Origin of the sequence: Thermobifida cellulosilytica TB100 (assembly GCF_001517975.1) — a bacterium.
GTDB classification, from domain to species: Bacteria; Actinomycetota; Actinomycetes; order Streptosporangiales; family Streptosporangiaceae; genus Thermobifida; species Thermobifida cellulosilytica.
The window spans coordinates 236,737-261,317 of the sequence record NZ_KQ950182.1 but is presented as its reverse complement, the minus strand read 5'-3'; the positions used below and the strand labels follow the sequence as shown (position 1 = coordinate 261,317).

The following is a 24,581-nucleotide window of genomic DNA, read 5'->3' as shown; positions in this document are numbered from 1 at the left end:
TGCGGGTGAACCTCGAACTGCTGCGCACGTTCCTCACCGTCCACCGCACGGGCTCGTTCACCAGGGCCGCCGCCGCGCTGGGCGTGTCCCAGCCGACCGTGACCGCGCAGATCCGGACGCTGGAGCGCACGCTGGGCAGGCAGCTCTTCGTCCGCCACCCGGGCGGGGTGAGCCCCACCGGCCCGGCCGACCACCTGGCCCGGCAGCTCGCCCCGCACCTGGACGGGCTCGCCGCGGTCGTCGAGTCCGAGCTGCGGGGGCGGGCGCCGTTCGAGCAGCCGGTCCACCTCGGCGGCCCGGCCGAGCTGCTCGCCGAGCGCGTCCTGCCCGCGCTCGCCCCGCTGGTGGCCGACGGGCTGCGGCTGCGGGTCAGTGCGGGCCTGCCGGAGCCGCTGGTGGACGGCCTGCTCGCGGGCCGCCACGACCTGGTGCTGTGCACCGTGCCGCCGCGGCGGCGCGGGGTGGCGGCCACTCCCCTGGTGGACGAGGAGTTCCTGCTGGTGGGCCACCCCGACTGGGTGGACCGGCTGCCCGGGGACGTGGCGGCGGACGGCGGTGCGGCGCTGGACGACGTCCCCGTCGTCGCCTACGCCGAGGAGCTGCCGATCGTCCGCCGCTACTGGCTGACCGTCTTCGAGCGGCGCCCGCCCATGCGGGCCGCCGTCGTGGTGCCGGACCTGCGCGCCGTGCTGGCGGTGGTCGCCGCCGGGGCGGGCGTCAGCGTGCTGCCCGACTATCTCGTCGCCGGGGCGCTGGCCCGCGGCGAGCTGGCCGTGCTGCACCGGCCCGAGCTGCCGCCGCTCAACACCGTGTACCTGGCCGTGCGGGCGGGCGCGCTGGCCCTGCCGCACGTGCGCGCGGTGCACGAGCGGCTGCTGGCCGAGGTGGGCGGGCGCTAGTCAGGAGGCGAGCAGTTTGACCACGGCCTCGGCCACCCCGGCCGCCGAGGCCGGGTTCTGCCCGGTGACCAGCCGCTCGTTGACCACGACGCACGGCTGGAACTTGGGCGCCCTGACGTGGACGCCGCCCAGCTCCGTCAGCCTGTCCTGGAGCAGGAACGGCACGACCTCGGCGAGGCCGACGTGCTCCTCCTCCTCGTTGGTGAAGGAGGCGAACGCCTTGCCCGCCACGAGCGGGCGGCCGTCGGACAGGGTGAGGCCGACCAGCGCGGCCGGACCGTGGCAGACCGCCGCGACCACGCCGCCCGCCTCGTAGACGTCGCGGGCCAGCGCGGCCAGGTCGGCGGCGTGCGGGAAGTCCCACATGGTGCCGTGGCCGCCGACGAAGTACACGGCCGCGTAGTCGGCGGGGTCGAGGTCGGCGGCGGTGGGCGTGTCGGCGAGCGCCGCGGCCACGTCGGGGTCCTCGCGGTACGCCCGCTGCACCGGGTCGGCGGGGTCGTAGCCGGTCTCGGGCGGCCGGCCGCCCCGGACCGACACGAAGGAGACCTCGTACCCGGCTCTGCGGAACACCTCCCAGGGGTGCGCGGCCTCCGCGACGTAGTAGCCGGTGGGGGTGTGCACGTCGACGAGGTGGTCGTGGCTGGTCAGGGCGAGCAGGATGCGCCGGGAGGTCGGCATCGTCGTCTCTCCTTCGTCCGCTGCGGGGGACACTGCGGTCCGCTGTCGCCCCGAAGGTAGACGGCGGCGCCGCCCCGCGCCCAAGAGGAACGGTGAGGGGCGGCCATAGGAGGGCCCATCGCCGCAGGACGATCCCACCCCCGGCGTGAAAGTGACGTGCGCCACACGCCGGGGTCCGGTGCCGCTCACCGCACCAGCCGCTCCCCCAGCCCTCGCAGCAGGGTCCCGACCTCCTCGGAGGCGTCCACCACGGCGACGTCGGCGTCCAGCACCGCGATCGCGGCGACGTACTGGGCGACCAGCTCGGCCGACTCCGCGCTGAGCCGGACGGCGCACGCGCGCGGCCCCCGCGGCTCGATCTCCCCCGGGACGTGCGCGAACAGCCGGGACCGCACCGCGTCGGCCCCCAGGGCGACCTCCAGGCGGGCGGTGTGGCGGTACCTGGCGGCGGCGAACGACCGGGTGAGGTAGGCGACCGCGTCCGGGGCGGGCAGCGGGCGCGGGCAGAAGCGGTCGTGCGAGGGCCGGGGCCCGGTGATCCGGTCGACGCGGAAGCTCCGCCAGTCCTCCCGGGCGGGATCGTAGGCGACCAGGTACCACCGGCCTCCGAACGCGACCAGCCGGAGCGGTTCGACGCGGCGCGCGCTGCCGGTCCCGCGGCGGTCGCGGTAGTCGAACGCCACCGTCCTGGTGTCGCGGCAGCACGCGGCGAGCACGGCCAGCACGGCGGGATCGACGCGGGGCGCGCCGCGCGCCGGAACGGCGTCGGCGCTGCCGCCGAGGGCCGCCAGCCGGGGGCGCAGCCGGGCGGGCAGGACCCGCTCCAGCTTGGCCAGCGCCCGCACCGCGGTCTCCTCCAGCCCGGCGACGCCGCTGCCGCCCGCCAGGACCAGGCCGAGTGCGACGGCGACCGCCTCCTCGTCGTCGAGCAGCAGCGGCGGCAGGTCGCGTCCGGCCACCAGGCGGTAGCCGCCCGCGGTGCCGGGGGCGCTCTCCACCGGGTAGTCGAGCGCCCGCAGCCGGTCGACGTCGCGGCGCACGGTGCGCGTGCTGACGCCGAGCCGCTCGGCGAGCTCGGCGCCCGACCACTCGCGCCGCCCCTGCAACAGCGACAGCAGACGCAGCAGGCGCCCGGGCATGTCCCGGCGCGCCGATCCCTTCTCGATCACGGAAAACCAGACTGGCAGTCCTTGAGGACAGGTTGCGTCCTCAACGGCTTCTAGGGTGAGCCGCATGACCGATCTGGTGCAGCAACTCACCGCACGGGTGCGCGGCCGGGTGTACCCGTCCGGTGCGGACGGATACGACGAGGCGCGCGCCGGCTTCCAGCTCCTCGACCCCCACCGGCCCTCGGTGGTCGTGGCCGCGACCTGCGCGGAGGACGTGCGCGCCGCGGTCGAGGCCGCCGCCGCGCACCGCTGCCCGCTGGCGGTGCAGGCCCGCGGGCACGGCCGCACCGCCCCCGCCGAGGGCGTGCTGGTCAGCACGCGCCGCATGAGCGCGGTGCGGGTCGACCCGCAGGCCCGCACCGCGTGGGTCGAGGCGGGCGCGGCCTGGCGGGACGTGGTCGAGGCGGCCGCGCCGCACGGCCTGGCGCCCCTGTCGGGCAGCTTCCCCGGCGTGGGCGCGGTCCCCTACACCCTGGGCGGCGGCGTGGGCCTGCTGGCCCGGCGCTACGGCTTCGCCTGCGACCACGTGCGCCGGTTCGACCTGGTCACCCCGGACGCGCGGCTGTATCAGGTCGCCGCCGAGTCCGAACCCGACCTGTTCTGGGCGCTGCGCGGCGGCGGGGGCAACTTCGGCGTGGTCACCGGCATGGAGATCGACCTGGTGCCGGTCTCCCGGATCTACGGCGGCCACCTGCTCTTCGACGCGGCGCAGGCCCCCGACCTGCTGGACGGCTGGCACCGCTGGACCGCCGGCCTGCCCGAGGAGATGACCTCGGCGGTGACCGCCCTGACCTACCCGGACCTGCCGGTGCTGCCCGAAGCGCTGCGCGGGCGCCGGGTCGCCCAGGTCCAGATCGCCTACCTCGGCTCCGAGCAGGAGGGCCGCCGCCTGGTGGAGCCGCTGCGCGCCCTCGGCCCGGTGCTGCGCGACACGCTGCGCGACCTGCCCTACACCGAGTCCGGCACGGTGTTCGCCGAACCCGAGGAACCGCACGCCTACCGCTCCCGCAACCTGCTGGTGCGCGACCTGGACCCGCAGGCCCTGGCCGGGCTGGCCGATGCCGCCTTCTCCTCCTCGGCGCCGGTGGTGACCGTGGTCGGCATCCGGCACCTGGGCGGCGCGCTGGCGCGGCCGCCGCGCATCCCCGCAGCCGTGGGCCACCGGGACGCCGGCTACTCGGTGACGGTCCTCTCCCCGCTGGAGGACGGGCAGCAGGAGGCGGCCCGCGAAGCCCACCGCGCCGCCCTCGCCCCGCTCGCCGACGCCGCGCTGGGCCGCTCGCTCAACTTCTCCTACTGGCCGCTCGACGAAGACGAGGTCCGCTCGGCGTTCGCGCCCGCCGACTACGCGCGGCTCACCCGGCTCAGGGCCCGCTACGACCCGCACGAGCTGCTCCGCCCCAACCACCGCATCCCGCTCGCCGGGTAGCGCTGATCCCGGGCGCGGCGGGACGGGCCGCGCCCGGGGTCAGCCCGGGGTGAGCAGGCGCTGCACGCCCGGCGCGTACAGCGCCACGAGCCGCTCGGCGTCGACCGCGCGCCCGAGGGCCCGGTAGTGGATGTTGAGGGTGGCGCCCAGGCCGAGCAGGTGGGCGACGACGAGCTCCGCGCGCAGGCGGGCGTCGGGGCCGCTCAGGCGGTCCGCCACCGCGTCGGTGACCTGGGTGTGGAAGTACTCCCGCACCACGGCGCGCTCGTCCCGCGCGGCGCTGGAGAAGACCGCGCGCAGCAGCGGGTCGGCCCCGTTGCGTTCACGCAGGTCGAGCAGGGTGCGCACCATGTGCTCGCCGAGCCGCTCCACGGGCGCCTCCAGCAGAAGCTGCGCGGCCCCGGCGAAGTCCGCGGAGGCGCGCAGCAGATGCTCCTTGGTGCCGAAGTGCTTGATGACCAGGGCGGCGCTGACGCCCGCGTCGGCGGCGATGGCGCGGATGGTCACCTCGGCGTAGGGGTGCAGCGCGAAGGCGCGGCGCGCCGCCAGCAGGATCGCCGTCCTGCTCGACTCCGCTGTCTGCTGGTCGCTGCTGTGGCTCACCCGTGGCTCCCGGTCACGACTGCTGGGGGTTCTTCTGTATACCGGAGCCGCGGTCGCGCACCGGAAGGACGACGAGGAGCGCGCCCACCGCCACACAGCCCGCGAGGAAGAAGGTGGTGAGGTACGCCTCGAAGGCGGGCGCGGTCGTCCCGCCGACCTCGACGGTCATCCCGGCGAGCACGGCGGCCACGACGGCGCTGCACACCGCCTGCCCCACGGCGCGCATGAGGACGTTGACGCCGTTGGCGGCGCCGGTCTGCGCCCGGGGCACGTGCTGCATGAGCAGGGCGGGCAGCGTGGAGTAGGGGAAGGCCGTGCCGATGCCCACGATCGCGGCCCCCACGATGATCAGGACCAGGTTCTCGCTGGTGAACAGCCGCAGCATGTAGCCGACGACCATGAGCACGATGCCGCACACGACCGGGAGCTTGGGGCCGCGCGCGGCGGCGATCCGCGCCGCGACCGGGGAGAACAGCAGCATGGTGACGGAGGCGGGCAGCATGCACAGCCCTCCGGCGAGGACGGAGAGCCCCAGGCCGTAGCCGGTCTCGACCGGCTCCTGCACCAGTTGCGAGGTGACCAGGGAGTTGGCGAAGAAGGAGAACCCGATCAGCAGGGTGGACAGGTTGGTCAGCAGCACGGCGGGGTTGGCCATGCTGCGCAACTGCACGATGGGGTCGGGCACGCGCGTCTCGTGGTAGGCCCAGACCGCGCCGACGGCCAGGGACGCGGCGAACAGGCCGAGCACCGCCGGGGAGGTCCACCCCCACGTGTTGCCGCGGGACACCGCGACGAGGAAGCAGACGAGGGCGACGACGAGGCCGAGGGTGCCCGGCGCGTCGAAGCGTCCGCCGGGGCGCGTCTCGGTGCGGGGGACGAGCGCCAGCACCAGGAGCAGGGCGAGCAGGCCGAGGCCGCCGCTCATCCAGAACACCGCGTGCCAGTCGGCGTAGCGGGCGATCAGCGAGGTCAGCGGGACGCCGACGGCCGCGCCCACGCCCATCGTGGTGCTCATCAGCGCCGAGGAGGACGCCGCCCGTTCGGGGGGCAGCACGTCGCGCAGGATGCCGATGCCCAGCGGCACCACGGCGAGCGCGACCCCCTGGAAGGCGCGGCTGACGACGAGGGCGAGGACGTGGCTGCTCAGGGCGCCCACCAGGGAGCCCGCCATGAGGCAGACCAGCGCGCCGACCATCACCTCCCGCCTGCCGTACATGTCGCCGAGGCGGCCGAGGACCGGGGTGGACACGGCTCCGGCGATCAGGGAGGCGGTGACGACCCAGCTCACCGTCTCGTGGGTGGTGTGCAGGTCCGCGATGAAGGTGGGCAGCAGCGGCACGACGAGGGTCTGCATGACCGCGGTGACCACGCCGGCGAAGGCCATCGCGGCGACGAGGAGGCGGGGGTGGCGGCCAGAGCGGGCGGAGGGTGCGGTCACATGGGCTCCCTTCGGCCTCGGGGGAACACGCCCAACAGGGGTAAACAAGCGTTCACCCTGCCGGATCCTAGCCGAGCGCCGTTCGGCAAACAGCGGCCGGGTCCCCCTTCGCGCTGGTCACGGCCCCGGGCGGCACTCCGGGACCGGAACGCCGAGCCCGCCCGGAGCGGCGGCCGGAGAGACGGAACGGACAACCGGAGGAACCGCGGGGGAGGCGGGCCGACCTCGACGCCCGGCCGCCACAAATGTCACGAAACTGGTTTTTTCGGATTTTTCACGCAATCAGGGAACCGGGGGTCCGTCCGGCACATCGAACCGGACGCAAGACCGTCACCGCGGCCGACGCAGTGACGTTTCGCGGGCGCGCAATGCCGTCCGGTCCGGCCCGATCGACACCGGACCGGACGGTGACCGTTTTCGGACACAGCGTTGCCACCGTCCGGCGTCCTCGACTAGGTTCCGGCACAGCGGCTCCCTGACCAGCCGCTTCGGCCCGCGGAACCACGGACACGCGGAAGGGGTTGCGACCGTATGAGCGACTTCCTTGCAGCCGCCCTCGGGTTCCCCGCCGTCCTGTTCAGCTTCTCCCTGGTCGTGGTCGTCGGCTACTGGTGCCTCGTCGTCCTCGGCGTCCTGGGGGTCGACGCGCTCGACGGCGACGCCGAAGCCGGAGGCGGCCTCACCGACGCCCTGTCCGCCGTCGGCGTCGGAGGAATCCCGGCCACCGTGTCGCTCTCGGTCATGATCACCGTCGCGTGGCTCGTCTCCCTCGGCGGCGTCACCCTCCTGGACGACCTGGTCCTGCCCATCCCGCTGGTCCTCGTGCTGGGTCTCGTCGTCCTCGCCGTCGCCCTGGCCTGCGCCTGGGCCGTGGTCGGCCTCCTCGCGACGGCGCGGCGGCGCTTACGGCCCGGCGGCCGCGCCCCCTCCCGGCACGACTTCGTCGGCCGCCTCTGCGTGATCCGCACCGGCCACGTCAGCACCGACTTCGGCCAGGCCGAGGTCACCGCCGCCGACGGCTCCAGCGCACTCATCCAGGTGCGCCAGACCGGCGAGGAGTCCCTCACCGCCGGCAGCACCGCACTGATCGTCGACCACGACCCCGAGGGCTCGTTCTTCTGGGTCCCCGGCCACCCCACCGACCTCGACCCCAACCGCCCCGCCCCCTGAACCGCCCGGTCGGAGGCCGCGTGCCCCAGCCCGCAGGCACGCCCGAGCAGACCACCGCATGTCCCGGCACCCCTATGGCCCTGGGGGCAGAACACCTGCTTGTTCTGTCCCCGGGGCCATAGAAGACGGCGAAGCGGCACCGGAGGTTCAGGTCCGTGGCCCGGCCGGGGCTGATGAAGGCGATTCACCATCTCCCTGATTCGGCCGCGAGGCGCGGCAGCCTTGACCGTCCCACGGGCGCGGGAGGGACTGTCGGCCGCCGGGTTCCCAGGCGGCGGAGCGCCGGGGGAATGAGGGGCGGATTCCCCGACGGTGAAGCGCTGCGGAAAGCCGACAACCCCTCAGGCACCGGAACGGCGCTCAAGGCTGCCGGGCCTCCCGGCCGAAACAAACAGAAACCGTCGACGCCACACAGAACCACTCCCCCCGCATGTGCGAGGAACATGCTTAGCGACCTGGGGATTTATCAGTGCTCCGGGCATTTTTATTCACTTCATTCGCCTCCGAAAGCCCGCGAACCCGCATCCGGCCGCCGGGGAACGCCCACAGTCCCGCAGTCTCGCCGCCCCTCGCCGCCACCTGTCGTCCAGACACCTGGCCGCCCCGGCAGCCGCTCTCCCGCACCGTCCCCGTGCTGGCCATTCCCAGCCAAAACCGGCCAGCCTTATCCGCCCGCGCCCCACAAAAGCCACAACAGGGGAGCAACACAGCAATGGGAGAATGTCTGACATGTCAGGTGGCAGAAGACCTTGGTGACATTCCGTCGTCTTCACTTTGGGCATGCTGGCCCTGGCGGCCCTGCTGTTCCTGGTCGGCGCCTTTCTCTCCGTCGGAAAGGGCGATCTCTCGCCTGGTCTGGTGGACACCCTGGAGCTCACGGCGAACGTGTCGCAACTGGCGTCCGTCCTGCTCGCCGCCGCGCCCGTCGCCTTCTGGCTGCTGGAATGGCGGAGCAAGCACCGGAGCCTGTACCGGCGGCCGTCGAAGACCGACGTCGTCGCCTACGCCAAGGGCATCCTGGCCGACCTGGTCGCCGAGCAGTGGAGCACCGAGGCGAAGCTGCGCTCCCTCAACGACCCGCGTCCCATCCCGGTGCGGTGGAAGCTCACCCAGCAGTCGGCGCTGATGGACCACCCCGACAACATCGCCAGCGGGGGCGTGCTCACGCTCGACGGGCAGAGCGACCGGATCGGGCAGTTGGCCGACGCCTTCCGCGCGCTGCCCCGCCGCCGCCTGGTCGTCCTGGGCGGCCCCGGATCGGGCAAGACCACCCTGGCCGTGCAACTGGTCCGCCACCTCATCGACACCCGCACCCCCGACGAACCCGTCCCCGTGCTGCTGTCGGTGGCCGACTGGACCCCCCGCACGTCGGACTCCTCGTTCCACGACTGGCTGGCCGCCCACCTCGCCCGGGACTACCCGGCGCTGCGCTTCCCCGAGCTCGGCCCCGACCTGCCCCGTGCACTGGCCGCCAAGAACCACGTCCTCCCGGTGCTCGACGGGCTGGACGAGCTCCCCGAGCCTGCCCGGATCGGGGTCCTCACCGCGCTCAACCGGTCGCTGGACGACAGCGACCAGCTCGTCCTCACCTGCCGGACCGACGCCTACGCCGCCACGGTGGAGGAAGCCCAGGACGTCCTCACCTCCGCCGCCGTCATCGAACCCGAACCCCTCACCGCGGAGACCGCAGCCGACCACCTACGCACCTGCCTGCCGCCGCAGCCCAAACCCGCCTGGACGCAGGTGTTGGAGGCCCTGCGCACCGCGGAGGCGTCCACCACGCCGCAGGTGCAGGCTCTGACCGAGACCGTCTCCACTCCGCTGGGCCTGTGGCTGGTCCGCACCGTCTTCACCACCGCCGAAGCCTTACGCGGCCACCTCTTCGACGCCCTCATCCCCGCCCTCATCGAACAACGACCCCCCAGCCGCAACCCCAACGAGCTGTTCCGCCCACGCCGCCGCTACCACCCGGACAGGGTCCGCACCTGGCTGGCCCACCTCGCCCACCACCTCGACCGACTCCCCGCCACCGACGGCCGCACCGGCAGCAGGGACTTCGCCTGGTGGCACCTGGCCCGCCACACCCTCAACCACCACACCGTCGGAATCACCCTCGGCATCGCGGTCGGAGTCCTGGCCGGGCTCGTGTCCTGGCTCGTCAACGGGAGCACCACCGGGGTCGTGTTCGGGCTCACGGGAGGGTTCGTCGTCGGGCTCATGGCCGGGCCCGCGACCGGAACCATGTACGGGATCACCTACGGAATCACGTACGGGCTCGTATTCGGCTTCATGGAAATCTTCGTCTTCGGGCTCATGAGCGAGCTCGTGTTCGGGCTGACGTACGGGACCGTGTTCGGACTCACGTACGGGTTCAGGGACAAGCTCATCGCCCGTCCGGGCCTGATCGGCTTCCGACCCACCGAAGGCGCCCGAAAACTCCTCCGCTACCTCGCGGCCGGGCTGGTCAGCGGGATCACCATCGGGTTTGTGGGCGGAGTCGTGGACGGGCTCACGGAAAGCTTCGTCGCCGGGCTCACGGGAGGGCTCGCGGGCGGGCTGTTGAACAGGTTCACCGGCGGCTTCAGGGCCGGGCTCACCGCCACACCGAGCCTGGCCAGCTTCCGGGTCCCCGGACGCATCGGCAAGCTCCTGCGCCATCTTGCTGTCGGGCTCGCCGCCGGGCTGGTCGGCGGGTTCGCGGTCGGGCTCACGCTCGGCCTCGCGACCGGAATCGCGGACTGGATCACCATGCCCGAAGACGGGATCGTCTACTGGCTTGAGGGCGGACTCGTCTCCGGACTCGACGTCGGGCTCACCGTCGGCCCCTTGGTCGGGATCACACTCAAGTTCCTGTCGTGGCTGAAGACGCCGCTCCCCAGGGAACAGGCGGTCACCCCCGTGTTCTCCTGGAAGGCCGACCGCCGACTCACCCTCACCGGAATCGTCCTCAACGGGCTCGGAACCGGAGCCACCATCGGCTTCGGGCTCGCGCTCCTCGGCTGGCCCCACTACGGCTCCGTGCTCGACCTCCTCTACGGAGGATTCCTGTTCACGGCCGTTCTCGGAATCCCGATCGGCCTCGTCATCGGGCTTGCCGCCAGCAGCACCAACGCCTGGCCCGCCTACCTGGTCGCCACCCACCTCCTCGCCCTACAGGGCCGCCTGCCCCGCAACCTGATGGGCTTCCTCGACGACGCCCACCGCCTCGGCCTGCTGCGCGCGGTCGGCCCCGTCTACCAGTTCCGCCACGCCGAACTCCAGGACCACCTCGCCCGCACCGAACCGGCCCCGCACGCCTTCCCCGCCCCTGACAGCGGCTCCCCCGCCCCGGTCCAGCACTGACCCCGCACACGACCGGGACCGTCGGCCCCCGCGCACGCAACCGCAGCACACCGCCCGGATCCCGCCAGGCCCGGGGCCCAAGCCCCGGAAAAACGAAGGCGGCCCGCGCCCCCCGTCCGTGGGCACGGGCCATCCCCGCAGCAGCGGGGAGCAGCAGGTCTGTCCCGACACCCTGTCGGCTGTCCGGATCACCCCGCAGGAGCAGGGAGGGGACCACCCCCGCAGCAGCGGGGAGCATCCGGGGAGGTGAGGGGCTCTCCCCCCAGTGTCGGGACCATCCCCGCAGGCGCGGGGAGTACGCCCTGTCCCCAGGTGCCCGCTCGGAGACGGGACCATCCCCGCGGTTGCGGGGAGCACTCCGGAACCGGCACGGCGCGCGCCCGGACCGCAGTCTCCGGCCCCGCCGCCGGTCAGCCCACCGGGGCCAGGGTCATCAGGCCGCACCCGTACGCCTTGGCCCGGCCCAGGCCCATGGTGAGGGTGCGGCGCAGCGCGTTCGGGTCGGTGACCTCCAGGCGGCCGTCGAAGGTCACGGTGACCAGGGACACCGTGCCCTTCGACGTCCTCTTGGTGAACTCGTGCCGCTGGCGGTTGTGGATCACCAGCTCGTACTCGTCGCCCTCGGGCAGGCGCCGCTGCTCCACCGGCTTCTCCACCACGCGGAAGCCCGCCGCGTCCTGGCGGCGCAGCAGCCAGTCCCGCTGGTGGCGCGGGGTGACGTGCGCGGTGGGCTTGGTCGGCTCCCCCGGCCTGCGGCGGATGGTGTGCACCGGGTTGGCGGTCAGCCGGAACGCCCACACGTCCCCCTTGGCCAGCCCGGACAGGAACGGCGTGTAGTCGTGGGTCTGCCACTCGGGCTGGGTCGGCCACCCTGCCTGCTCCGCCAGGTGGGTCAGGTCGGGCTTGGGCGGGCTGACGATGTGGAGGAACACCTCGGCCCTGGAGGTGCGGTCGACCCGCCACAGCACGCGCGGCCGGTCGGCGGCGCTGGGCAGCAGGGTGGGGAAGGACGCCATGACGGCGGCGTGCATGGCCTGCGGGGAGGCCAGCAGTTTCCGTGTCCCGCTGCGTGCGGTGTTGAGGCGGAAGCGGGTGAGGTACATCATTCGCCTCCGAAGACGAGGACCGGGTTGTGGTCGGGGGGCGCGTCCGAACGCGCCTGCGGGTTGCGCACGGTGACCGTGGCCGTCCGGACGCCGCGCAGGGCGTAGCGGCGGTGCAGCGGGTCGAAGCTGAGCGGCAGGTCGCGCAGGCTGTCGGCGCCGGGGTCGCCCGGGGGCGCGTCGGTCAGCACGTCGAGGGCGACCTCGGGCCGGTCGCGCAGGCGGCGCTGGTACCAGTCGGCGGCGTGCCACTTCTCCTGCGTCAGGACCTGTTCGAGTGTCTTGTCGTGGTGGACCCCCAGATCGAGGGGGTGTGCGGGTGGGCAGGAGCGCCGGCCCAGGTAGGGCAGGTACACCGGGTGGCGCACGGCCCGGTGCAGGTCGTCGATGAGCGCGTCGTCGCCCTCGACCGCCGCCACGAACACCGCGTCGGCCAGGTAGAAGCGCTCGGACACCGGCATTGGCTTGTCGGTGTCGAGGTGCCGGGCGGTCTGGAAGTCGCGGACGCGGGTGCCGCGCTGGTCGACGCGCACGCCGAAGCGCAGGGCGGCCAGGTCGGACAGGTCGTCGGTGCGCTGGCGCCCCTGGGCGGCGGCGAGCAGGCCGATGACGCCGCTCTTGGTGGGGGCGTGTTCGGTGGTGCGCCGCGCGAAGCGGGCCGTGGCCCCCCACGCCTGCAAGGGGCCGGCCAGCAGCAGCGCCAGAACACTCACGGGGTCGCCGCTCGCTGCACGACGGCCGCGCCGACCGCGGTGACCAGTTCGGGCAGTGACACCTCGGTGCCCAGACCGGCGAGCTTCGCCGTGCCCTGTCCCACGCGCACCAGCCACGTGTCCGTGTCGTCGCCGACCCCGTAGGCGCGTTCGATCTCGGGGATGTAGTCGGCGAGGCGTTCGCTGGCCTGCCGCAGGTGGCCGCCGTCCCGGGTCGCCGTCACGGGCTCTTCGAAGGCGCCGACGAAGCTGACGGGGCGGGAGGAGCGGAGCTTGGCGATCACCACGTCGGGGAGCGTGTGGTTGCCGAAGGTGTTGATCTTGCCGGTGGGCATGGACTCGACGAACCCGCGCACGAACGCCTCGACGGCGCGGCGCAGCGGCTCGGTGACGGGCTCGTCCTCGCGCAGCCCTTCGCCGAGGTTCCTGCGCAGCAGGTCGACGTCGAGGGCAGCGTAGCGGTAGAGGGTGGCGGAGTTGAACTCGACCGTGCCGATCATGCCCGCGCCGGTCTCGTCAGCGGGGTTGCGGTCGTCGACGGCGGTGTAGTAGTCGAACTCGTTCTCCACCGCATGCACGCTGATGGCGTGGGCGACCTGGGCGGCGGCGTCGACGTTGATGTCGGCTCCGTCGGCGACCATGCGGCCGAACAGGGCGATGTCGATCGAGTGGCGGGTGTCGGCGATCTCCTTGGCCCGCTTTTTGACGTCCTTGTCCTTGAGGAAGGCCTTGATGTCGGCGCGGCCCTCGACGGCGAGTTCGGCCAGGCCGTCGAGTTGGCGGGTGCTGAGGAACATCAGGTAGGCGGATTCGGGGGCGGGCGCGTCCTCGCCCTTCTTCTTGGCTGCGTCGGCCTTGCGCTTGGGCACCTCGATCTTGGAGCCGGTGGCGGTCTGGATGGTTTCGGCGGCCAGGGTCCAGGCTTCCTTCTCCTCGATGGAGTCGTCGAGGCGGCGGATCCGCTCGGCGAGTGTTTCGGCGACCCGTTTGGTGCGCACGCCCAGGTCTTCGGGGGACAGCAGGTGGTTGAAGGCCATGCGGGCGGCGCGTTTCCACGCCTGGCTGGAGACCCGGGCGCGGCGCACTCCTCCGTAGACCGCGGTCTTGGGGGCGCCGGTGTCGTCGCGGTTGAGGTTACTGGGCGGAACGGTCTGCAGGACGTGCAGGTCGAGGATGGTACGGCTCATGAGTGGTCCTTGTCGGTCGTTTCGTCGGAGGTTTCGGTGCCCGGTGCGGGGCTGTCAGTGGTCTTGGGCCGGTAGGCGTGGAATCCGCGTCCCCAGGCGGCACGCACTCGCTTCGCCCCCTCCAAGGTGCGGAACTGGTGGATCTGGTCGGCGAGCAGGCCGTAGTCGAGCGGGACGGCGTCGCGGCGCAGCAGGGTGACGATCTCGCGCAACCGCTGGGCGAGCGCTCCGAGGGTGGTGGCGCTGCCCAGCTTGGCGAAGCGTTTGCGTAGCGGTTCGTCGATCTCGCCAGGGGGCATGAGTCTGCGCACGGCCCCGCCCAGGTCCCGGCCGCGCTGGTGCATGCGGTCGTCGCGACGCGACTGCTGGTGGAGCGCGTAGAGGGTGAGGGCGGTGTGCGCGGCGGTCTCGGCGTCCCTCATCACGTCCTCGCCAGCTCTAGGCGCGCCCTCGTAGAACCGCTCGTCGAGGACGAGCCCCCACAGGTCGGGGACGTCCTCGATCTGCTTGCCCGCGCCCCGCCGCAGCCGGGCCAGGGCCGCCACCGCGTCGGGGCGGTCCAGGCGGTAGCCCTCCTGGAGCTCTCGGACACGCTGGTCGACAAACTCTCCCACCCAGGTCAGGGGGGTCTGCTCGGTGTCGGTGGTGGTCACGCTGCTGCCTCACCTGTCTGCTCGGTGGTGGACGTGGGGAGCTTCTGCCTCAGTGCGGCGCGGAACCTCAGGTCGGCGCTGGCGGCGGTGAGCCAGACCTTGTTGTTCTTGATCTCGACGACCCGTCCCTCCCAAGCCGCCTCCTCCGCCTCACGGACCAGTCGCCGACCAAGATCGCTGATGATGCGGTGGAGTTCCCGCTGCCAGGCGCTGTGGCGTTCGGCGGCGTCCACTCCGGGGGTGAGGGTGCTCAGCCAGGTCCGGAAGGGGCCGTCGAGCGCGCCGAAACCGAGGTCGCGTGCCGTGGCACGCGGTGTCTCGGACTCGGCGCCGGCGGCGGTGGCCAGGTCGGTGGCGAGGTCTCCCAGGATGGTGACCGCCTCTTCGGCGTCCTCGACGGCTCTGACCGCGGTGTTCCCGAGCCCGCTATCGCGTTCGTGCAGCAGCGCCACGGCCATGGCCACCTGGTCGTCCACCACTTCGTCGATCACGGCCTGCTGGTTGCCGTAGAAGGCTCCGATGAGCCGCGCCCGGACGAAGAAGTCCTCGGGCAGGAGCCCTTCGTTGACGAGGCGGGCCACCCAGTCCAGGATGCGCGGCCGTACGATCGCCGCGGCCTCGCCGCGCTGCTCGGCCCTGGGCACCCGGCCGGTCACCAGGGCGCCCAGGCCGCGCCAGGCACTGCGGGCCGGGTCGTGCTGGCGGGGCAGGTAGACCTGTGCCAGTCCGAGCTTCTTCTCCTGGGCCGGGCTGCGCCGCCACGCGGTCATCGGTTCGCGGTTGTGCATGTTGCGTGCGGGCAGCGGGTCACCGTAGGCGAGCAGTACCCCGTGGACTCCGTCGGCGTCGTAGTGGAGTCGGATACGGCGGCTCTGCCAGGTGTAGAGGTCACGCAGGCCGTGCGGGCGGCCTGCCAGCTCTTTGGCGTCGGTGGGGGCGGCGGTGGCGGGCGCGTGCCGCCAGGCCGGACGGTCCTCGGGAGTGGTTCTGAGGTTGTCGGTGTCGAAGGCCACCAGGTTGAGCAGCAGGGTCTCGTACAGGTTGGCGCCGTCGACCAGGATGCCGCCGAGATTTCCGGCCCAGCCCACCCCCTGGGGGTAGCCTTTGCCGCCCTTGACACGGGGGTCGCCCACGGCACCGGATTTGATACCGGAGGTGTCGTAGGCGTGGGCGTGCACCACCCAGCGGGCTGCCTCGGCGAAACCGATGCGGTCCACGCCGCGGGCCCGCATAGTGAAGAACAGCGCCCCGTTGGGCACGTCGGCGACGATCCGATCCAGGGGGAGGATGTCGTTCTTCGCCGTGCGCAGGTCGGCGACCTGGAAGAACGGTGTGACGGGGTGCAGCAGGTCGAAGCGGTCGCGGTGCTGTTCCAGGTAGCCGGCGATCCGGTCGAGCGGCAGCCGCTGCTCGCTCTCCTCCCGCGTCCACAACTCGGCCCACTCGTCGGAGTCCTCGGGGCCGTCGATTGCGTCGTGCAGGATCGCCAGCAGCAGCCGGACCAGCGCGAACTCCTGGGTGGGGAGGTCGCCGACGAGACGGCGCAGACGCGGCGCCTGTTCGAAGACCTCCAGCAGCGACAGTTCCTTCTGGGTGCCGTCCAGGTACTGCACGGGCAGCCACGGCCGCGCAGTCAGGTCGAAGGAGGGAAGGGAGGTTTCAGTTGTCACGGTGGACCTCAAGACCGTCGGTGCGGGTGTAGCGGAGTTCGTAGCCTGCCAGGCGGCTACGACAGTTCTCGTCGAGGATCAGGACCAGCTCCCCGGCCAGCCAGTACGCTTTCCTGGTCTGCCAGGCCGGGATGCTGTTGGCTGCGAGTTCGGCGACGGCCTTGGCGAGGACGTCGGGATCGCCGAACTGGTAGGGCAGGCGCAGCGCCGATCCGGCGACGATGCGCGCGAGGGGGGCGGAGGGCGCCTCGTCGCCGGGCACCTCAAGACCGCCGCGGTCGCCGCTCAGTCCCGGGAGGGTGGTCAGCACGCCGTCGGCGCGTCGCCGCACCACCAGGACTTCCAGGGTCGGACGGCCATCGCGGACCTGCGCCGCGCCCCTGCGGGTGTCGTCGGCGTCGCCCACCCCGCCGTCCGCCCAGCCGGTCAGCGGCCTGCCGGGCCTCCCCACCTTGGCCAGCATGAACTGCTCGGCCTCGATGCGCTGCCGGACCCGGTGGAGTTCGTGGTCGTCCCGAGCCTGCTCCAGGGCCTCCTGCCAGGAGGGCGGGCCAACCGGGTCGGGACCGTAGGCGGCCTGCACCAGCGGGTTGATGTCGGCGGGCAGGCGCACCGCGGCTCCGGCTCCCTCCCCGGTTCCGGCCTGGGCGAGGAGGGGCTCCAGCACCGCCAGGGCGCGCAGCAGCGGGTAGTCCCGGTAGATCAGGCGGGAGCCCCGCACCGGCCGGGGGACCTTCGCGGTCCAGTCGACCCCGGTGACCAGGCAGCGTGCGGTGCGCAGCCGCGGCGGGCGCTCGCTCTGCCCCTCGCCGCGCCGGTGGCGGTGCAGGCGTCCCATCCGCTGCAGCAGCAGATCGACCGGCGCGAGATCGCTCGCGAGCAGGTCGAAGTCGACGTCCAGGGACTGCTCGACCACCTGGCTGGCGACCACGATGTGCGTGTCGGGGCGCTTCCCGCCCGCCTCCCTCACCTTGTCGGGAGGGCCGAAGGCGGCCAGCAGTCGCGCGTCGTTCTCCACCCGGTCCAGGTCCACGAAGCGGGCGTGGGCGACGCTGACCCGGTCGGCGCCGAAGCGCTCGCTCAGGTGTCGGGCGGTCTGATGGACCCGGTCGACGGTGTTGCGCACGACCAGGGCGCAGCCGCCGTCGGCGAGCTCCTCGGCCAGCCGGTCGGCGAGCACGTCCAGGTCGTCGTCGAGGCGTTCCAGGCACACCTCGGTCGCCCGCCCCGATGCGGCCGGGAACCGCAGCTGCGGCGTGGCGCCGGGGGTGACGCCGGTGAGCAGCGGGTAGCCGTCCGCCTTCTCCACCTCGGCAAGGTCGGCCTCGGCGACCGCGGAACCGGTGTAGGCGGCGGCGAGCTCCCGGCGACGCCGGGCGGGCAGGGTCGCCGACAGCACCACCACCGGCACCCCGTAGGCGCCCAGCCAGGACAGCACCCGGTCGAGGTAGGAGTTCATGTAGGCGTCGTAGGCGTGCGCCTCGTCGACGACCACGACCTTGCCCGCCACGGCCAGGTGGCGCAGCGCCAGGTGGCGGCTCTTCAACCCGGCGAACAGCAGTTGGTCGATCGTGCCGGCCACGAACGAGGAGAGCATGCCCTTCTTCCGGCCGCGCAGCCAGTGGTGGGCGACCAGCTCCGCCGACGAGGCCCGCTCGTCGTCCCCGGGCCGCCACTCGTCGTCCGCGCCGTCGCGGTCGACGTCGGCGATCCGGTCGGTGCCTCCGCTCACCAGCCCGGCGTACTCCTTGTTCAAGGCGGCCTTGGAGTGCGCCAGGAACACCGTGTGCGCTCCGGGGTCGGCACGTGCGTCAGGCAGTCGCCTCAACCAGTTGAGCATGCGCGGGAACATGGCGTTCCCGGTGGCCATCGTGGGCAGTGCGATGAAGCATCCGCCGGCTCCGGAGCGGGCGGCGAAGATCTCGGCGGCGGCGAGCGCGGCCTCGGTCTTGCCCTCCCCCATCGGCGCCTCGATGATCATCAGCCCGGGGGCGGCCATCTCGCGGGCCAGGCGCACGGCCTCGGCCTGCACGGGGCGGATCGTCGCTCCCGGCGGCAGGGCGAAGCGTGCGGCGAACAGGGCTTCGGGCTCCTCCTCGGACTCCACCGCCTGCCACGGCCGGGGCAGGGCCAGCCGCTTCCACGCCGTGTCGGCACGCCCGGGCTCAGGGGCGGCCTGCCCGGCGGAGAAGTAGGGGAAGAGGTCGACGTTGCTGGCGATCCAGTCGGCGACGATGACCAGCGCGCTCAGCACCGCCTGCACCGGCTGCGGCAGCTTCGTCCGCTGCCACTCCCCCAGCCGCTGCGCCGCCCCGCAGGCCGCGGCAGCGGTGTCGAGCAGTTCGTCCTGCACCCGGCGCCACACGTCCTCGCAGGCGGGCGTGCACAGCAGGTTGCGGTAGATGTTGACTTGGCTGATGTCGCTGTTGGTGGGCGGCACCCCGTGGTGGCCGCCCACGACGATCGCGAACTGCAGCGTCTCCCGCCTGGTCCAGCCGTGCCGCTCGACGAGCCACTTCTGGAGCAGCACCTGCCCGGCCAGGCCGTGCGGGACCATCCGGCGGTCGGGCAACTGCTCGCGCCGGGGCATGCCCAGCCCGGCGTCGCGCATGGCGGCGGCCAACTCCTCCACCTGGCAGGCGAAAGCGGGTGTCGCCTTCCCGACGTCGTGGACCGCGGCCAGCCACACCGCCAGCCGCCGGGCGTCCTCTTCTCCACCGGGCAGCGCCTCGGCGACCAGCCGCCTCACCTGGCGAGGCAGCCACTCGTCCCACAGCCGCCCCGCGACGGCGGCGCTGTCGGCCATGTGCTGCCACAGCGGCAGCCAGCCCAACTCTCGGTCGTGCTTGGCCCACACCGACCGCGCGGCAGCAGACAGGCCACCCGGCCACGGCTGTGGGGAGTCATCGGAACCCATAGGGCACATTCCATCGCACCGAGAAGCAGAAAGCGCCGCAAACAGCGAAAATTCCCCAAAATGAGGGAAAGAGAGGATGAGGGGGTGATCCTGTCATCGGCCACCCCCTCACCCCCCATCCCCGCATGCGCGGGGAGCACATCAGTCCACACCTATGACGAGACACTAGGTCGGGACCATCCCCACATGGCGTAGGGAGCAACAAGGAAGCTCTAGCCTTCGTCACTGCATTAAGATTATAAACGACCTCGTGTCTCGCACGAGGTGAGGCCCAGAGGCCAAGGAGAGGAAGGAACTCGTGATTCGTCAATGAGTTTCTACATCTCCCCCTCGGAGTGCTATCCTCCTTGCGAGAGCGAGCTTCCAGCTCTCTCCCCCACACAGGAGCAACTGGCACCCAGCATGCTTCTTGCTCAAGGGCTACCGGCCCGGAAATGCAAGAAGGGCCCTGGCTAGCCAAAGTGCAGGGCCCTTCAGAAGAGTCCGATTTGCGTCTTGCTTGAAAGGACTACATGAGCCAGTCTACGGCACCCCCGCCTTCTTCCCCTGTCTCCCCTCCCCCTGACGCCACCTCTGTGAGTACGCGCTTCGCACTCCTGATCGCCCTCAGTCTTCTCTGCTCGGGAGTGGTGGGGGTGCTCACGTGGATCGCGGGCCGCCATCCCGCTGAGGCTCTCCTGGCAGCTCTGTTGGCGCTGGGAGGAAGTTACAAGTTCTTCGACAGCTTCATCTCTCACTAACTGAGACATCGAGGCATCCGGCCGGTCCTGCCTCACCGAGGCAGGGCCAGCCACCATGCGTGTTCGGCCGGGCCTCCCGGCCGAAGCAGATCGGCAGTGAACCGCCTCCATCAGCCCCGACCGGATCACGGGCCTCTCCGGTACCGCTTCACCACCATGGTCCTGGGGACATGACAAGCATCTGTTCTGTCCCTAGGACCATGATCGTCAAGGCCGTGCCGGGGATAGTCCGTGGAGTTCGGCAGCAAGAGGGCTTCCAACCGATTCCGGGACCAGCAGACACCTCGGACAGCAGAGGCAGGACACCAGCGCCCAGGCCGAGCTGTGGGACTGTGGAGTGTTTCCCGACGACTGGCGTGCTTTCACAGGTTTTCGGGAGTGCAGGAAAACCGCCCGGGGCGTTGCTGAAGTCCCAGGTCGTCAGGGGTGCTCCCCACTCATGCGGGATGGTCCGAGAAGTGATTGTGACGGCGGATGCACACGAGGCCCCGCCGGGGTTCCGGCGGGGCCTCGTTTGTGGTCCTGTGGCCTACAGGGCGTTGTTGCGCACTGCGTCCAGGAACGCGGTCCACTCCCGGGCGGGGATGACCAGGTGGCCGAGGTGGGGGTTCTGGGAGTCACGCACCGCGGCGGCAGGCTTCCCGGGGATGTTGGCGACCTCGACGCACTCGGAGGCTCCAGCGCTGTGGCTCGATTTACGGAATTCCAGGTTGGTTGGGTGCACTTTTTGCCTCGCTGGGGCTAACGGATGAGTTCCTTCATTCGTTCGATCGTGTCCTGTGGGGAGAGCGCACTCGCCAGGACGTCCTCGAACGCCTTGCGGTAGCCCGCCACCTGGTCAGGGTTCTCCAGGTACAGGCCCTCCGCCCGGGTCTCCAGGTAGACGATGCTGGGATCGAGTTCGTCGGCATAGTCCAGGATGACCATGGCACCGAACGATGCGGAGTGCAGGCCAGCGTCGAGCGGAAGCACCTGGAAGGTGACCGTGTTGTCTGCCTCAGCAGTTTCGATGAGGTGGTTGATCTGTCGGCGCGCCAGGTCGGGGTGTCGCCGCAGGCGCAGCAGCACCGACTCGTCGACGACCGCCCTGACCTCGGGTGCGTCGGGACGCCTCAGGATGTTCTGCCGCTCCGCTCTGACCTCGACGATTCGTCGGATCTCGGCATCGCTGCTTCCGAGCGACCGACGAGCGATTTCTGCCGTGTAGTCGGGGATCTGGAGCAGTCCGGGGAGCACGACCGGCTGGAAGGTCGAGATCACCGAGGCCTCAGCCTCGAAACCGACGTAGGAGTCTGGAAGGACGTCGGCGTAGGTGTCCCACCACCCGCGTTCCTTGGACTGGCGCCCCAGGGCGAGGAGCGCGTCACGCCGTGCTGGGTCCGTGACCCCGTACAAGTTCATCAGGTCCCGGAGGGCTGACGCGTCGGGGCGTGAGCGCCCTGCCTCCATGTGGTTCAGCCTGCCAGCGGACCAGCCCAGCTCTCTGCGTGCACTGTCCACGGTGTACCCGGCTGCCTCGCGCATGCGACGCAGCTCGGCAGCCAGGCGGCGTTTGCGCACGGTCGGGCTCTGTCTCATGTTCACCCTCTGGTCTGGTGTCGCAGCGTGCCGATCATATGGCCTCACAGAAAAACGGGCATTTCCCTCAAGTTGAAGACTTCATCTTGACGCTTCAATTTGAAAAGTTCAATATTAACTTACATCTGCTTGTCTGCTGTCCTCCTCCGGCAGCTCGTTTCCGGGAGGCTTCGTGCGCTCTCTGCTGTTCTGGCTCTCAGTGCCACTGCTCCTGCTGGCCGAGCTGGCCAGCCCGCCCCCGCAACCACCCCGTAGGCGGCCGGTGGTGCACCGGCCGCGACACGCCGCACCGCCGCCTCGGCAGGCGCGGGCCATCCCGCCGCGCATCCCGAACTACACCGAGTTCGCCGCCTGCGCGCGCCGCCACTCGGCCCTGTGGGAGGTCACCCACACCCACGGGGTGCCCTGCCCCTACACCGCGCGCAACCGGGTCACCGGAAGCACCGTGGCCGCCGACGACGTGGACCTGCTCGACCACATCCTGGCCACCTACGAACACCCCACCCCGTACGCGGCTACTACGGCCAGCACTTCCTCCCCCACACCCCCACCCGGCACCCGGGAGGAACCCACAGCCGCCCCGCAGCACCGCAGCCGCACCCGCCGGGAGACCTTCTGGAGGGCGGCCGTTCGGCGGGACAGCGCACCGACAGCGCGCAGGAGCGGTGGAACGGGAGCGGGTGGTGATGGCCGACTACACCCTCACTGCTGACCAGATTGCTCTGCTGGCTGACGGGCGCGCCTACGTGGAGGAGCATCCCCGCGGCCTGGCCGTGGTGCTGGGAGCAGACCGGCTCATCCTGCCCGTAGGCGACGTGTCCGCCACGGTCACCGCCCTGGCCAACCTCGACAGCCTGCTGGGCGCGGCCCTGTCGGCGGTGGCCCTGTACCGGCGCACCCGCCCCTGGCAACCCACGCCACCCGACCAGGCCGGGCAGGCCACACAGGCCGCAGAGGCCGGGGAGGCGGGGTGAGCACGGTGTTCACCACCCTGCCCGGGCTTCCTGCCAGTGTGGGGGCGGCGCGGCGTTTCGTGACAGCATCCTTGCGGGCCTGCCCGGTGGGGGTGCCCGACGAGGTCACCGAGGCGGTGGAGCTGGTCGTCTCTGAGCTGGCCACCAACGCCCTACGCCACACCCGCACCAGGGCTTCCGGGGGCACCTTCAGCGTGCGCGTGGAGACCACCCCGTGCCGGGTGCGGGGCAAGGTGCACAGCGGAGCACCCCTGCACCGGCACGACACCCCGCACGTGTTCCAGGCCGACCTTGGCGGGCTGGCCGAGGGCGGGCGCGGCCTGGCCCTGGTCGACCAGCTCACCACCCGCTGGGGCAGCCTGCCCCACGCCCACGGCGTCTACTTCCTCCTCCACTGGCCCACCCCAAGAACCTGACCGAAGCACTGCACAAACAGCCCGAGCCCTCGATGCGCCGGTGGCGGCCCGACCCGCCGCTAGTGGCCTCGTTGCAGCAACCCCATGAACGTGGCCGGGGCCGTTTCCCTCCCCGGCCCCGGCCACCCCACTTTCCCGTCAATCCATTGTTGGAGTGCTGGTCTTCCATGACCGACGACTTCGTGACCTTGTATGCCGGTCCCCTGGACGGGCTCACCGTCACCCGCACCCACCTGGACACCCTCGCCCAGGACCACGGCGACGAGCGCTTCCTGCTCCTCACCCACTGCGGAGCCTCCGGCCTCTACCAGCAGACCGAAGACCGCTGGATCTACGCCGCCCCCGGACTGCTCAACCACAACGACAACACCCAAGGAGATACCAGGGAGGAGGCCCCGTGACCGGCCGGTCCGAGCAGGTGCGCATCTACCTCGTCAGCGGCAACCGGGTCTGGCGCGGCAAGACCGAGCTGTCCCCGGCCCGGATCCGTGCCCTGGCCGAGGCTCTGGCCGCCATCGCCCGTGCCCGCGAGGAGGAGGCCCTGCGCGACGCCTACCCGGTCGGTGCCCGGGTGCGGTTCGGGGGAAACCTGCACACGGTGACCGGCTACACCGACTCGCCGGGCCTGCCGCCCATGCTCAGACTCTCCGGCAACACCATCGCCCACCCCGACCACGTCACCCGCACCTGAACACAGATAGCCGCACGGGCGACAACGGGCTACAACCATCCCCACGTGCGTGGGGAGCACGCACGCGCGGCGGCCGGTCTGGCCCGGCCGCGCGGACCATCCCCACGTGCGTGGGGAGCACCACCCCCCAGGACGGAGAGGCAGGGAACGAAACCGGACCATCCCCACGTGCGTGGGGAGCACGTATCCAGGGAACCCCCAGCGCCTAGCGACGGCGGACCATCCCCACGTGCGTGGGGAGCACCACCGGCGCCCCCTTCTCATGCGGTTTCGTGACGGACCATCCCCACGTGCGTGGGGAGCACCCCCCTCCGTGCGCTGACGCGCCCACCCACCAAGGACCATCCCCACGTGCGTGGGGAGCACCGCGGTACCGATCCTGTGGATGGTCAAAGGTCCGGACCATCCCCACGTGCGTGGGGAGCACCTGGCACTGCTGGTCACTCCCATGCTGCGGCCCGGACCATCCCCACGTGCGTGGGGAGCACCGGCGAGCCGACCGAGTGCGACGTTTCCGCAGCGGACCATCCCCACGTGCGTGGGGAGCACGGCCAACAGATGACTCCGCCGTCCCCAGACGTCGGACCATCCCCACGTGCGTGGGGAGCACCGGCGCACACGCCACGTGGGGTTGTGGCTGACCGGACCATCCCCACGTGCGTGGGGAGCACCGGCGTGCGGACCGGTTGACCACGGCCGCCGTCGGACCATCCCCACGTGCGTGGGGAGCACATGTTCCGGGCGCGGGGATGCCAGTCGTCACCCGGACCATCCCCACGTGCGTGGGGAGCACGGCTGGACAAGACGGACACGTGGCACGAACACCGGACCATCCCCACGTGCGTGGGGAGCACGGCGCGCCGTCCAGGACGCGGGCCGCGCCGGACGGACCATCCCCACGTGCGTGGGGAGCACCGCAGCAGAAGCGCCCTACGGTTCCGGTGCCGCGGACCATCCCCACGTGCGTGGGGAGCACCATGTCGAACGCCACCGAATGCCGCGGCGACGCGGACCATCCCCACGTGCGTGGGGAGCACCAAATTCACTTCTTTAGTTCATCCCCAACGTACGGACCATCCCCACGTGCGTGGGGAGCACGCGAGCCGGAGCACACCGCGGCGCTGATCCCGCGGACCATCCCCACGTGCGTGGGGAGCACCGGAGTCGTGCGCGAGGTCGCTCCCGCGCACGCGGACCATCCCCACGTG

The 24,581-nt window shown here is 71.8% G+C and carries 21 protein-coding genes and 1 CRISPR repeat array; of the genes, 9 read left to right on the top strand and 12 right to left on the bottom strand.

Annotation, left to right across the window (positions count from 1 at the left end; translation table 11 throughout):
- Window positions 1-5: 5 nt before the first annotated feature.
- Window positions 6-899 carry a LysR family transcriptional regulator gene (locus AC529_RS11310; RefSeq protein ID WP_068756907.1) on the top strand — a complete coding sequence of 298 codons (894 nt, stop codon included), beginning with the start codon at window positions 6-8 and terminating at the stop codon, window positions 897-899.
- On the opposite strand, the gene AC529_RS11305 is transcribed toward AC529_RS11310, so the two are convergent.
- Window positions 900-1,580 (bottom strand): type 1 glutamine amidotransferase domain-containing protein, encoded by a 681-nt coding sequence (locus AC529_RS11305; RefSeq protein ID WP_068756383.1) that lies wholly within the window; start codon window positions 1,578-1,580, stop codon window positions 900-902.
- A gap of 185 nt (window positions 1,581-1,765) precedes the next feature.
- Window positions 1,766-2,719, bottom strand: a complete 954-nt coding sequence (locus AC529_RS11300) for a helix-turn-helix transcriptional regulator (protein WP_068756905.1) — start codon at window positions 2,717-2,719, stop codon at window positions 1,766-1,768.
- Window positions 2,720-2,813: 94 nt separating this feature from the next.
- On the opposite strand from AC529_RS11300, the gene AC529_RS11295 reads away from it, so the two are divergent.
- On the top strand, window positions 2,814-4,178 hold the full coding sequence (locus AC529_RS11295) for an FAD-binding oxidoreductase (RefSeq protein WP_068756903.1): 1,365 nt from the start codon (window positions 2,814-2,816) through the stop codon (window positions 4,176-4,178).
- A gap of 39 nt (window positions 4,179-4,217) precedes the next feature.
- Here AC529_RS11295 and AC529_RS11290 read toward each other — a convergent pair whose 3' ends face one another.
- Window positions 4,218-4,781 (bottom strand): TetR/AcrR family transcriptional regulator, encoded by a 564-nt coding sequence (locus tag AC529_RS11290; protein WP_068756381.1) that lies wholly within the window; start codon window positions 4,779-4,781, stop codon window positions 4,218-4,220.
- 13 nt (window positions 4,782-4,794) lie between these two features.
- A complete protein-coding gene (locus AC529_RS11285) occupies window positions 4,795-6,219 on the bottom strand; it encodes an MFS transporter (RefSeq protein ID WP_068756379.1) in 1,425 nt (474 codons plus the stop codon).
- Window positions 6,220-6,750: 531 nt separating this feature from the next.
- On the opposite strand from AC529_RS11285, the gene AC529_RS11280 reads away from it, so the two are divergent.
- Together AC529_RS11280 and AC529_RS11275 are read left to right on the top strand one after the other, a co-directional pair.
- The gene (locus AC529_RS11280; RefSeq protein WP_068756377.1) at window positions 6,751-7,389 is read left to right on the top strand and encodes an OB-fold-containig protein; all 639 of its coding nucleotides are present in this window, start codon (window positions 6,751-6,753) and stop codon (window positions 7,387-7,389) included.
- A 780-nt stretch (window positions 7,390-8,169) separates the two neighbouring features.
- Window positions 8,170-10,731, top strand: a complete 2,562-nt coding sequence (locus AC529_RS11275; protein WP_068756375.1) for an NACHT domain-containing protein — start codon at window positions 8,170-8,172, stop codon at window positions 10,729-10,731.
- A gap of 410 nt (window positions 10,732-11,141) precedes the next feature.
- Here the strand turns inward: AC529_RS11275 and cas6e are convergent, their stop codons facing one another.
- From cas6e to AC529_RS11235, 8 genes are all read right to left on the bottom strand, one after another.
- On the bottom strand, window positions 11,142-11,834 hold the full coding sequence (gene cas6e / locus AC529_RS11270; protein ID WP_068756373.1) for a type I-E CRISPR-associated protein Cas6/Cse3/CasE: 693 nt from the start codon (window positions 11,832-11,834) through the stop codon (window positions 11,142-11,144).
- Entirely contained in the window at window positions 11,834-12,547 is a 714-nt protein-coding gene (gene cas5e, locus AC529_RS11265; protein WP_068756371.1) for a type I-E CRISPR-associated protein Cas5/CasD, read from the bottom strand. Before cas5e ends, cas6e begins: the two co-directional genes overlap by 1 nt.
- Window positions 12,544-13,734, bottom strand: a complete 1,191-nt coding sequence (cas7e, locus tag AC529_RS11260; RefSeq protein WP_068756369.1) for a type I-E CRISPR-associated protein Cas7/Cse4/CasC — start codon at window positions 13,732-13,734, stop codon at window positions 12,544-12,546. The genes cas5e and cas7e overlap by 4 nt, the downstream gene beginning before the upstream one ends.
- A complete protein-coding gene (gene casB, locus AC529_RS11255) occupies window positions 13,731-14,387 on the bottom strand; it encodes a type I-E CRISPR-associated protein Cse2/CasB (RefSeq protein ID WP_068756367.1) in 657 nt (218 codons plus the stop codon). The genes cas7e and casB overlap by 4 nt, the downstream gene beginning before the upstream one ends.
- Window positions 14,384-16,057, bottom strand: a complete 1,674-nt coding sequence (gene casA / locus AC529_RS11250) for a type I-E CRISPR-associated protein Cse1/CasA (RefSeq protein WP_068756365.1) — start codon at window positions 16,055-16,057, stop codon at window positions 14,384-14,386. The genes casB and casA overlap by 4 nt, the downstream gene beginning before the upstream one ends.
- Window positions 16,047-18,974 (bottom strand): CRISPR-associated helicase/endonuclease Cas3, encoded by a 2,928-nt coding sequence (locus tag AC529_RS11245; RefSeq protein WP_068756363.1) that lies wholly within the window; start codon window positions 18,972-18,974, stop codon window positions 16,047-16,049. Before AC529_RS11245 ends, casA begins: the two co-directional genes overlap by 11 nt.
- 1,269 nt (window positions 18,975-20,243) lie before the next feature.
- Complete coding sequence (locus AC529_RS11240) at window positions 20,244-20,438, bottom strand: DUF397 domain-containing protein (protein WP_068756360.1); 195 nt, start codon at window positions 20,436-20,438, stop codon at window positions 20,244-20,246.
- A gap of 17 nt (window positions 20,439-20,455) precedes the next feature.
- The gene (locus AC529_RS11235) at window positions 20,456-21,292 is read right to left on the bottom strand and encodes a helix-turn-helix domain-containing protein (RefSeq protein ID WP_083948147.1); all 837 of its coding nucleotides are present in this window, start codon (window positions 21,290-21,292) and stop codon (window positions 20,456-20,458) included.
- A gap of 199 nt (window positions 21,293-21,491) precedes the next feature.
- Between AC529_RS11235 and AC529_RS20930 the strand changes: the two genes are divergently transcribed.
- From AC529_RS20930 to AC529_RS11215, 5 genes are all read left to right on the top strand, one after another.
- The gene (locus tag AC529_RS20930) at window positions 21,492-22,004 is read left to right on the top strand and encodes a hypothetical protein (RefSeq protein WP_232306703.1); all 513 of its coding nucleotides are present in this window, start codon (window positions 21,492-21,494) and stop codon (window positions 22,002-22,004) included.
- Window positions 21,979-22,266 carry a hypothetical protein gene (locus AC529_RS11230; protein ID WP_232306702.1) on the top strand — a complete coding sequence of 96 codons (288 nt, stop codon included), beginning with the start codon at window positions 21,979-21,981 and terminating at the stop codon, window positions 22,264-22,266. The genes AC529_RS20930 and AC529_RS11230 overlap by 26 nt, the downstream gene beginning before the upstream one ends.
- Window positions 22,263-22,682 carry an ATP-binding protein gene (locus AC529_RS11225; protein ID WP_068756354.1) on the top strand — a complete coding sequence of 140 codons (420 nt, stop codon included), beginning with the start codon at window positions 22,263-22,265 and terminating at the stop codon, window positions 22,680-22,682. The genes AC529_RS11230 and AC529_RS11225 overlap by 4 nt, the downstream gene beginning before the upstream one ends.
- Window positions 22,683-22,849: 167 nt before the next feature.
- On the top strand, window positions 22,850-23,083 hold the full coding sequence (locus AC529_RS11220; RefSeq protein WP_068756352.1) for a hypothetical protein: 234 nt from the start codon (window positions 22,850-22,852) through the stop codon (window positions 23,081-23,083).
- On the top strand, window positions 23,080-23,373 hold the full coding sequence (locus AC529_RS11215; protein ID WP_068756351.1) for a hypothetical protein: 294 nt from the start codon (window positions 23,080-23,082) through the stop codon (window positions 23,371-23,373). Before AC529_RS11220 ends, AC529_RS11215 begins: the two co-directional genes overlap by 4 nt.
- A gap of 31 nt (window positions 23,374-23,404) precedes the next feature.
- Window positions 23,405-24,532: direct repeats of the CRISPR family, unit length 29 nt; unit sequence CGGACCATCCCCACGTGCGTGGGGAGCAC.
- Window positions 24,533-24,581 lie beyond the last annotated feature (49 nt).

Excerpts from the sequence above, each read along its gene's own strand:
- AC529_RS11305 (WP_068756383.1), bottom strand. The coding sequence starts at position 1,580 with ATGCCGACCTCCCGGCGCATCCTGCTCGCCCTGACCAGCCACGACCAC.
- AC529_RS11300 (WP_068756905.1), bottom strand. The coding sequence starts at position 2,719 with ATGCCCGGGCGCCTGCTGCGTCTGCTGTCGCTGTTGCAGGGGCGGCGC.
- AC529_RS11230 (WP_232306702.1), top strand. The coding sequence starts at position 21,979 with ATGGCCGACTACACCCTCACTGCTGACCAGATTGCTCTGCTGGCTGAC.
- AC529_RS11245 (WP_068756363.1), bottom strand. The coding sequence starts at position 18,974 with ATGGGTTCCGATGACTCCCCACAGCCGTGGCCGGGTGGCCTGTCTGCT.
- AC529_RS11220 (WP_068756352.1), top strand. The coding sequence starts at position 22,850 with ATGACCGACGACTTCGTGACCTTGTATGCCGGTCCCCTGGACGGGCTC.
- AC529_RS11280 (WP_068756377.1), top strand. The coding sequence starts at position 6,751 with ATGAGCGACTTCCTTGCAGCCGCCCTCGGGTTCCCCGCCGTCCTGTTC.
- AC529_RS11235 (WP_083948147.1), bottom strand. The coding sequence starts at position 21,292 with ATGAGACAGAGCCCGACCGTGCGCAAACGCCGCCTGGCTGCCGAGCTG.
- AC529_RS11275 (WP_068756375.1), top strand. The coding sequence starts at position 8,170 with ATGCTGGCCCTGGCGGCCCTGCTGTTCCTGGTCGGCGCCTTTCTCTCC.
- cas7e (WP_068756369.1), bottom strand. The coding sequence starts at position 13,734 with ATGAGCCGTACCATCCTCGACCTGCACGTCCTGCAGACCGTTCCGCCC.
- AC529_RS11295 (WP_068756903.1), top strand. The coding sequence starts at position 2,814 with ATGACCGATCTGGTGCAGCAACTCACCGCACGGGTGCGCGGCCGGGTG.
- cas6e (WP_068756373.1), bottom strand. The coding sequence starts at position 11,834 with ATGTACCTCACCCGCTTCCGCCTCAACACCGCACGCAGCGGGACACGG.